The organism is Psychromonas sp. MB-3u-54 (genome assembly GCF_002836415.1).
Classification (GTDB): domain Bacteria; phylum Pseudomonadota; class Gammaproteobacteria; order Enterobacterales; family Psychromonadaceae; genus Psychromonas.
The window spans coordinates 59,308-69,204 of record NZ_PJBP01000172.1 but is presented as its reverse complement, the minus strand read 5'-3'; the positions used below and the strand labels follow the sequence as shown (position 1 = coordinate 69,204).

Here is a 9,897-nt window from a genome sequence, read left to right as displayed (position 1 = left end):
CGTCTTGATCCCATTCATTTTTAATATTCATATATGCAGCCGAGCGTGGAATCTTTTATCCGTAGGGTGCATTCTATGCACCAGAAAAAGCGATAATTGATGCTGAAGCGCACCCTACGGGTTGCAATCAACGTCTTGATCCTACTCATTTTTAATATTCATATATGCAGACTAGCGTGAATATTTTTATCCGTAGGGTGCATTCTATGCACCGCGAACAAAGAAAATAGATGCTGAAGCGCATCCTACGCAAGGTCTTGATCCCATTCATTTTTAATATTCATATATGCAGCCGAGCGTCGAATATTTTTATTGGTAGGGTGCATTCCATGCACCGTAGCTAGCGTTATACCAAACGCATTAAGTTTATGATCACCTTTTTAGTTCTTTTGGTATTAATCAAATAAGCGATCATCTTTGTTTAGACCGTTTGTGCTGCGTCGATGAACGGCAACGTTTGCCAAGCCACTCCTTTGCCGGTGAAGACGTACAGCCAAGATTGACCATCGCGGTTGATCTAATGGAAAGCAATATTGATGAGATCCTGACGACCGATCAAATTGCCGAGCTGGTGTGTATCTTCAGGCGTCAACTGGAGCGTTTATTTAAACGTTATATGCCTGCCCGTCATTATCTGCAAATTCGACTCAAACGTGCCCATCATCTGTTACAGACCAGTAAGATGTCTATTGTACAGATTGGATTAAGCTACGGTTTCTCAAGCGGACCGCATTTTTCTTCAAGTTAGAAGTCCTTTTATCACTCCACTCCAAGGGAGGGACGTACAAAATGTATCGCCAATCGCTGAGTAATACTAAGGCTAATGCCATCAAATAAGTGCTCCGTTTGTCATAAAAATGCCATTAGCATTTTTTTAAGGTGTTTTTGTAATTGGTTTGAGATCACAAATTTAATGTAATAGTTATAAATCTGTACGTTTTGGTCGTTTTTTTGAACGCCAGTCATCTCTCAATCAATTAACCTTTAGCTTAATTGACTAACTAAAGAGGCTATTGCAATGACTGAAGGACCTACTAGGACTGATTTTGATCAATATATGATCCCCACTTATGCACCTGCTTCATTTATTCCGGTAAAAGGTAAAGGCTCAGTGATTGTTGATCAGCAAGGAAAAGAATATATCGATTTTGCTGGTGGTATTGCAGTAAATGCACTTGGTCATGCTAATGAAAAATTAAAACAAGCACTCAACGAGCAAGCTGAATCACTTTGGCATATTGGTAATGGTTATACTAATGAACCTGTTTTAAAGCTAGCGAAACAATTAGTCGAAAGCACCTTTGCAGATAAAGCTTTTTTTTGTAATTCAGGTGCAGAAGCCAATGAAGCTGCATTGAAGTTAGCGAGAAAATACGGACATGATAATCATGGCGCCGCTAAAAATGAGATAGTTGCGTTTACTAATGCTTTCCATGGCAGAACATTGTTTACCGTCAGTGCAGGCGGACAACCTAAATATTCACAGGACTTTGCGCCTTTACCCGGTGGCATTAAGCACGTTGGTTTTAATGATCTTGAAGCGGCAAAAGCGGTGATCGGTGCTAACACTTGCGCTGTCATTGTAGAGCCCATTCAAGGTGAAGGTGGGGTTGTCCCTGCCGATCGTGCGTTTTTACAAGGTTTACGCGACCTTTGTGACCAACATGATGCACTGTTAATTTTTGATGAAGTGCAAACGGGTGTTGGCCGTACCGGGCAACTTTATGCCTATATGCATTATGCTGTGCAACCCGATGTTCTGTGCACTGCAAAAGCGCTCGGTGGTGGTTTTCCCATTGGCGCTGTGCTAACAACGGACAAGTTTGCGAGTACCTTATCCGTTGGCACACACGGTACAACTTATGGCGGTAACCCCCTTGCTGCCGCCGTAGGCAACGCGGTATTAACAGAAATTAATCAGCCTGTTTTTTTACAGGGAGTTCAAGACCGTCATAACCTGTATGTTTCTCGATTAAATGAGATCAATGAAAAATTTGAACTGTTCAAAGAAATCCGCGGGTTAGGACTATTGATTGGCTGTGAGCTAACCGCTGAACATAGTGGACAGGCAAAATTAATCAGTAATTTAGCAGCTCAACAAGGGGTTATTTTTCTGATAGCCGGTCCCGATGTGATCCGTTTTGCACCTGCTTTAAATATTCCCGAGCAAGATATTGAAACGGGGTTAGCGCGTTTTACTGCGGCTCTGGAAATCTATTTGAGAAAGGAATAAATTCTGATGATTATATTACGCCCGGCAAAACTGAATGATGTCAGCAATCTTGAACGTTTAGCGCATCAAAGCGGGACAATAGTTTCTACTCTTCCTGCTAAACGCTCACATTTATTCAATAAAGTTGAGCGTTCAATAACGTCATTTGAACAGGATGTTGATACGGCAGGTGAAGAATCTTATTTATTTGTTTTAGAAGAAACCTTAACGGGACAAATCTTGGGAACCGGTGCAGTGAATGCGTTAGCTGGAAATCGAGAGCCCTTTTATGCTTTTCGTAATGATATCAAAATTCATTCTTCTCGAGAGCTTAATGTACACAGCCGAATACATGCTCTTACTCTTAATCATGATCTAAGTGATCATTCTCAGCTTTGCTCATTTTATATTGTACCGGCGCTTGCCGATAGCCTCTATCCCTCATTGATTACTCTGGGACGTTTATTGTTTATGAGTGTTTTCCCGATGCGTTTTGCTAACGAGTGGATGGCGGTATTACCGGGGATTGCAGATCAGCAGGGGCGGGCGCCATTTTGGGAGCATGTGGGTCGTAAGTTTTTTGGGATAGATTACAACCAAGTCGAATATTACAACGGCACGCGTAATAAAACCTTTATTGCGGAAATGATGCCATATCATCCGTTGTACGTGGCTTTAATTAATGAAGAGGCACAAGCAGTGATGGGGTTAGTGCATAAAGATGCAGAATTACAATGCTCTCTTCTCAGTGAACAGGGATTTGAGGCAGATAAATATGTTGAGATCTTTGATGCCGGGCCAATTTTAACGGCGCAACGTAATGCGCTTTCCCTTTCTCAAAAGATCCAACAAGTTAAAGTTACCATTATCGTTAGTAATAACACGTTACAAACCTATTTGATTGGTCTGGCTGATGGCAATAGTTTCAAAGCTTGTTTAGTACAAGGAGTGTTACAGGGAAACCAGCTTCAAGTGTCTCAAGATAATATTGAGCAGCTTAATTTGAACCCAGAGCAGAGAATTTTTTGTATTAAATTATAAATAACTGCACCAACATTGTTTAAGGAAATACAACCATGATGTTTATTCGCCCGATACAAAGACAGGACAAACCGGCACTTTTGCAACTTTCCACAAAAACGGGTTCTGGTTTTTCCTCGCTGCCTAATAATGAAAACCATCTTGAACAACGTATTGAGAGAATGATTGCAACATGGGAAAGTAAATGCCCGCTTTCAGAACAAGGTTACTTATTCGCATTGGTTGATTCCGAAACACAAACCTTAGTGGGTGTGAGCGGTATTGAGGTTGCCATTGGCCTCAATGAACCTTGGTATGATTTTCATGTTGGTACACAGGTTCATGCATCGAAAGAACTTGGCATTTATCAGCAAATGAAAAAGCTCAGTTTGAGTAATGATCAGACGGGTAACAGCGAGTTATGTTCGCTGTTTTTGGATCCAGAGTATCGGAAGGATAAAAATGGCCAGCTATTATCTAAAAGTCGTTTATTGTTTATTGCCGGATTTAAAGACAAATTTTCAGAAAAAATTATCGCCGAGATGCGCGGTGTAAGTGATGAAAAGGGCAGATCTCCTTTCTGGGAAAGTTTAGGTCGACATTTTTTCTCGCTCGAATTTAACCAAGCAGATTATCTTACCGGTATCGGAAAAAAATCTTTTATTGCTGAGCTGATGCCGAAACATGCTTTATATGTTGATTTTTTAACTGAAGCCGCTCAAAAAGTTATCGCAGATGTACATCCGAGCACACTTCCCGCACGAGGAATCTTAGAAAGCGAAGGAATGCGCTATGAGGGCTACGTTGATATTTTTGATGCAGGCCCAACACTCGAGGCATATACCCAAGATCTGCGCATAGTCAAAAAAAGCCGACTGCGCGAAGTAAAGATTAGTGAGTCAGAGTTGTTAGGAGAACAAACCTTGTTAATAGGCAATGAAAGCTATCAAGACTTTCGTGCCATTATTGGCAGCCCATTGATTGATTCTAGCCATATTTATCTAACCCAAGAGCAAGCACAAGCACTCTTTGTGATTAATGGGGAGCAATTACGTGTTGTTCCTTTATTTGAAAAGGAAAATAATTTATGAAAACAAAATCGCATTTTATTAATGGTTGCTGGGAAATTGGCAGCGGAGAATATTTCGAAAAAACTAATCCGAGTGATAATTCACTCATTTGGACGGGGCATGCGGCTTCGAAGCAGGATGTCACACTCGCCGTTAATGCCGCTCGGGAAGCTTTCCCTAAATGGGCTGCTACGGAGTTACAGGAACGAATTGTATTGTTACAGCGTTTTGCAGATAACCTCGCAAAACAGGCAACTCAGTTAAGCCAAATTATCTCACAGGAAACGGGTAAACCTGAATGGGAAACTAAAACTGAAGTTCAAGCGATGATCAATAAAGTGAAAATTTCTATTCAGTCTTATCATGAAAGAACCGGTGTAAAAGTTACCACAATGGCTGATGGGCAAGCGGTATTAAGGCATCGACCTCACGGTGTGTTGGCTGTATTTGGTCCTTACAATTTTCCGGGACATCTGCCCAACGGTCATATCGTACCGGCATTACTAGCAGGTAATTGTGTGCTATTTAAGGCAAGCGAATTGACCCCGTGGACAGCCCAGCTGACCCTGGAAATTTGGCAGCGTTCAGGATTACCTAATGGTGTGCTTAACTTAGTACAAGGTGCTAAAGAAACCGGTATTTTGCTTTCTAACCATCATGGTATTGATGGCTTACTGTTTACCGGTAGTGCCAATACCGGCTATCAACTACATCGCCAATTGGCGGGACAGCCAGAGAAAATTTTGGCGCTGGAAATGGGCGGGAATAATGCGCTTATCGTTGAGAGCTTTGAGCACTTAGATGCGGCCGTGAATATTGCCGTGCAATCGGCCTTTATCACTGCCGGGCAGCGTTGTACTTGTGCGCGTAGATTATTGGTACAAGAGGGTGCTGAGGGTGATCAATTTATAGCACGTTTGATTGCTGTTACAAGAGAGATAACGGTGGGTAAGTGGGATGATCAACCAGCTCCTTTCATGGGGTCGGTGATCTCTAATCAAGCTGCTGATAATCTGCTCGCTGTTGAAAATCATTTGTGCTCACTTGGGGCGGTCTCGCTGTTAAAACTAACCCGTTTGGAAGCTGATTGTGCGTTGTTAACGCCTGCTATTGTGGATGTCACGGGCGTTGAAAATTTACCAGATGAAGAATACTTTGGCCCATTACTGAGTGTTATTCGCTATCAAAATTTCACCCAAGCGATTGAAATTGCAAATAAAACACGTTTTGGTTTAGCGACTGGGTTAATTTCTACTCAACGTGAAAATTTTGAGCGTTTATTAATAGAAGCGCGTGCAGGCATCGTTAATTGGAATAAACCCTTAACTGGAGCCTCAAGTAATGCGCCTTTCGGTGGCATCGGTGCCTCGGGTAATCACCGCGCCAGTGCTTATTACGCCGCGGATTATTGTGCTTGGCCGATGGCGTCAATGGAGTCAGAAACCTTAGTGCTCCCTGAAACGAATCTGCCTGGTTTACACTTTAATTGATTTTTTGAAGGAAATTTACATGTCTGCATATGAAGTTAATTTTGATGGGCTGGTGGGTTTAACGCACAACTACGCTGGACTTTCCTTTGGTAATGTCGCATCGACATCTAATAAAAATACAGCTGCTAATCCAAAGCTTGCCGCTTTACAGGGGTTAGAAAAGATGAAAGCACTTGCTGATCTGGGTTTTAAGCAAGGTGTTTTGCCACCACAGGATAGGCCTTGTATTTCGAGTTTACGACAGCTCGGTTTTAGTGGCGACGATGCTAATGTGCTTAGGCAAGCGGCAAAAACAGCGCCGCATCTGCTTACTGCGGTGAGCTCTGCTGCCTCGATGTGGGTTGCCAATGCAGCAACAGTGTCGCCTTCGTCTGAGACTGCCGATGCTAAAGTGCATTTTACCGTGGCCAACCTTAACAGTAAGTTTCATCGTTCAATTGAAGCGCAGACAACGGGTAACGTGCTTAACGCGATTTTCGATAATACGAAACATTTTGCGCATCATAGTGCACTACCTCAGCAGAGCATCATGAGCGATGAAGGGGCTGCCAACCACAACCGCTTATGTGGCGATTATGGTGCGCCTGGCGTCGAAGTTTTTGTTTATGGCAGGCAGGCATACGGTGGCCATGTTGAGCCGACAAAATACCCTGCAAGGCAAACGCGGGAGGCTAGCGAAGCGGTTGCCCGGCTGCATCAACTTGATCAAGAAAAAACGGTTTTTGTGCAACAAAATCCCAACGTGATTGACCAGGGTGTGTTTCATAATGATGTGATCTCGGTGAGTAATGGCAATGTATTATTTCATCATCAGGAAGCGTTTTTAAATCAAACCTCAGCCTTTGCTGAAATAGAGCGAAAACTACAACGACTTGGTAGTCATTTTATCCCCATAGAAGTGCCTAGCTCAAAGGTCAGTGTCAGTGATGCCGTAGCAACTTATTTGTTTAATAGTCAGTTGCTGAGTAAAGCTGACGGTAAAATGATGATCGTGGTACCAGAAGAGTCGCGTCGTAATGTCCGGGTTTGGGCTTATCTGAATGAGCTGATCCAAGGTGATAACCCGATCAATGAAATGCGCGTTTTCGACCTGCGTGAGAGCATGTGTAATGGCGGTGGGCCGGCGTGCTTACGCCTGCGAGTTGTACTTAATGAGGCTGAACTGCGTGCTACTAATCCGCAGGCTCTGCTCACTGATTCCCTGTATCTGTCACTGGGTAACTGGGTTAATCAGCACTATCGGGATAGGTTAACTGAAGCTGATTTGGCCGATCCGCAGCTGCTCCTGGAAAATCGCTGCGCCCTTGATCAGTTAACACAGATCATGAACCTAGGTTCTATTTATTCATTCCAGCAAGATTGAGGTTAATATGTTCGATTTTTTAGAAGAAACTCTCGCAAGCGATGAGCTGATAACATCCTCCGGCCGCACTGCAACGCTTTCCTGGACCCGCCCTGCACCTGGCGTGATGATCCTCGAGCCCAATACGGGGGGGAGCAAGAATGTGGTGATTTCAACGGCGATTCATGGCAATGAAACCGCTCCCGTGGAGATCGTTGCTGAGCTAATTAGCGGTATTTTAACAGGTAAATATGTACTGAAAGTACGTTTGATGGTGATTTTCGGCAATCTTGAGGCTATGCGTAAGGGTGAACGTTATATAGGTATCGATTTGAATCGTTTGTTCAGCGATCATTATTTGCGTTATAAGGACTGCTCAGAGACACAAAGGGCGGCTAGATTGCAGCAAGTGGTCGCCGATTTTTTTCAAGCCGAGTCCGATAAGCCGCGGCTGCATTTTGATCTTCACACCGCAATCAAACCATCGTTTCATGTGGCTTTTGGAATACTGCCCTATCTGCAGTCGGGGAATTATCAGCAAGACATGATTGCCTGGCTGCAAAGTGCAGGGCTTGAAGCGCTGGTGGTTAATCATGCGCCAACCTCAACCTTCAGTTATTTTACCAGCAATGAATGTGCAGCGAACAGCTGCACATTAGAGCTGGGTAAAGCCCGGCCTTTTGGTGAAAATGATTTACAGCAATTTACGGGGATCCAGCAGGGGCTGGTTAATTTAGTTGCTGATCAAGAAGTTGCTGCTGTAGAGGTGAACTCTGCGCTGGCGGTCTATAAAGTCGCGGAAGTGATTATTAAATCGAGCGAACAATTTAAGCTTAATTTTGCTGATGATGTGGAAAATTTTACGGCATTCCCAAAAGGCTTTATTTTAGCATCGGATCGGGATGTTAAATATCGGGTGGAGGAAGAGAATGGCTATATTCTTTTTCCCAATAACAAGGTTAAAATCGGTTTTCGAGCCGGATTATTATTAAAAAAAGATGATTTATCTGCGATTACCCTTGTTGCTTCGTAGTAATACCAAAAGAACTAAAAAGGTGATCACCCTTGCTGGTTAAAATCATCCCTAATTGTGTTGTGAGTTTTATTCAGAACATCCTGTTCTTCACCACTTTGTGGTCAGCTAAAGCTGTTCAAAATCGTTCCAGACGATTTTTGTGAAGTGAGAATAATGATCGAATGCAACTTAAGTGCTGATTTTTCCTTCGCAATCATTGATCACTTAATTAATTCTTTTGGTATAAGCTTTGCATTTTTAAAAGCTTTTTATAACAATTCCACTTATTGGTCGTTTATTTAGGCGTAGGGGAAATACATTAAAGGCATTAATTGCAGTAATTAGTGTCAACAGACCTAAGTTTGTATTATATGTTCATGACCTAATTTCATCATCCCTTTCAATAGAAAGGGGTGGATATACGGGGACTTATATAGGAGTCTTTACTCTGTGTAGCGCGCTGCGCCTCTGTGCTCTCTGTGGTAATACCTTTTAGTTTATTTAAAATCAGAGGCTTGAATAGCTTCAGCTGGCCACGTAGAAGTGGTGATAACAGCAGGTTATGAATAAAACTAATAATAAAGACTAAAACGCCGTTTGATATTTAGTTCGCATGTATTTTAACCCGTATAAAGGAACAGAAAATTTAATGGATTAGGTCTTATTATGCGAAACGCTATTTTATGGCAGACGGGCTTATCAGTTCCAATATATTAATGCTTTGATCGAACAAACTGAGTCTCTAAACGTGTTATCTAACGATAAACTTATTTCCTACAACCCTTTATGGTTTAAATTTTCTTCTGCTGTTGGCGCTCGGACGATACCAACAGTGTAGTATCAGTGCGGCTTGAGAATAAAATACTAATTAGACCTTCACGCAGGGCACCTTTTGAGCACTGCACCGATCGAATAGCTAATATTTCAAAGAGTGCTATTAGTATTGAAAGGCCACTGGCAAATACCGGTTTTCTGGATGAGTTTAAACCATCAATATGTAAATTTTCAATGCTGCCGGATTTTATACACAATGCTTTGATTTGATATAAAAGTTGCAGGTTGATTTCAGCGCTTAGTTTCTGTTTTTTGTTTATTTCTTGGACCGCTTGTATGGTGCCTGAGGCCCCCATCGTCAGTGACCAGCCTTGGGTCAAATATTTTTGTGCCTTTGGTTGTATTACATTTTTTGCCTGTTCAATGGCAGTTCTGAAATTTTCCTCATTGAGCCGATTATCGGGGAAATATCTTTTTAACCAAGTGACACAGCCCATATTCAAACTGTGAGCAATTTTGACTTGAGTACCCTCACCTATTATTAATTCGGTGCTTGCGCCTCCTATATCAATAACCAGCAGGGGGAATAAAATGTTTTCAGTAAATGCCACACCCTTATAAATTATCCGTGCTTCTTCGAGACCAGATATTAAGTTAATAGGCCGCTGCAATATTTTTTCTGCTTGCTTTATAAAAACTTGTTTGTTGCTCGCCAGACGTAATGCTGCTGTGGCGGTAATAAGGACTTTAACGGGCAGTAAAATATTCAGTTCATCTTTGAAGTTGGTTAAACAATCTAAGCCTTTCTGGATGGTTTCTTGATTGATGTTATATTGTTCATCTAAGCCTGCAGCAAGGCGTACTTTCTGTTTTGATTTAGAATAAACGCTAAAACCATTATTGATCCTTTCAACGGTTAGCATATGAAAGCTATTTGATCCAAGGTCAATGATGGTATAGCGGTTTTTGATCAT

General features: G+C 42.2%; 8 protein-coding genes. 7 read left to right on the top strand and 1 reads right to left on the bottom strand.

Annotated features, from left to right (window positions below; all coding sequences use genetic code 11):
* Window positions 1-457: 457 nt before the first annotated feature.
* The 7 genes from CXF72_RS14350 (at window position 458) to astE (ending at window position 8,167) form a co-directional block, all read left to right on the top strand.
* Window positions 458-748, top strand: coding sequence for a helix-turn-helix domain-containing protein (locus CXF72_RS14350; RefSeq protein ID WP_198552612.1), 291 nt, complete (start codon window positions 458-460; stop codon window positions 746-748).
* 270 nt (window positions 749-1,018) lie between these two features.
* Window positions 1,019-2,233 (top strand): bifunctional succinylornithine transaminase/acetylornithine transaminase, encoded by a 1,215-nt coding sequence (locus tag CXF72_RS14345; protein WP_101039880.1) that lies wholly within the window; start codon window positions 1,019-1,021, stop codon window positions 2,231-2,233.
* Between the two features lie 6 nt (window positions 2,234-2,239).
* Window positions 2,240-3,253, top strand: a complete 1,014-nt coding sequence (locus CXF72_RS14340) for an arginine N-succinyltransferase (protein ID WP_101039878.1) — start codon at window positions 2,240-2,242, stop codon at window positions 3,251-3,253.
* A gap of 35 nt (window positions 3,254-3,288) precedes the next feature.
* Complete coding sequence (gene astA / locus CXF72_RS14335; protein WP_101039876.1) at window positions 3,289-4,323, top strand: arginine N-succinyltransferase; 1,035 nt, start codon at window positions 3,289-3,291, stop codon at window positions 4,321-4,323.
* Window positions 4,320-5,792: a succinylglutamate-semialdehyde dehydrogenase gene (gene astD / locus CXF72_RS14330; protein ID WP_101039874.1), complete on the top strand. Its 1,473-nt coding sequence runs from the start codon at window positions 4,320-4,322 to the stop codon at window positions 5,790-5,792. Before astA ends, astD begins: the two co-directional genes overlap by 4 nt.
* A gap of 19 nt (window positions 5,793-5,811) precedes the next feature.
* Complete coding sequence (astB, locus tag CXF72_RS14325; protein WP_101039872.1) at window positions 5,812-7,155, top strand: N-succinylarginine dihydrolase; 1,344 nt, start codon at window positions 5,812-5,814, stop codon at window positions 7,153-7,155.
* Between the two features lie 7 nt (window positions 7,156-7,162).
* Complete coding sequence (gene astE / locus CXF72_RS14320; protein WP_101039870.1) at window positions 7,163-8,167, top strand: succinylglutamate desuccinylase; 1,005 nt, start codon at window positions 7,163-7,165, stop codon at window positions 8,165-8,167.
* A 773-nt stretch (window positions 8,168-8,940) separates the two neighbouring features.
* On the opposite strand, the gene CXF72_RS14315 is transcribed toward astE, so the two are convergent.
* Window positions 8,941-9,897: a Ppx/GppA phosphatase family protein gene (locus CXF72_RS14315; RefSeq protein ID WP_101039868.1), complete on the bottom strand. Its 957-nt coding sequence runs from the start codon at window positions 9,895-9,897 to the stop codon at window positions 8,941-8,943.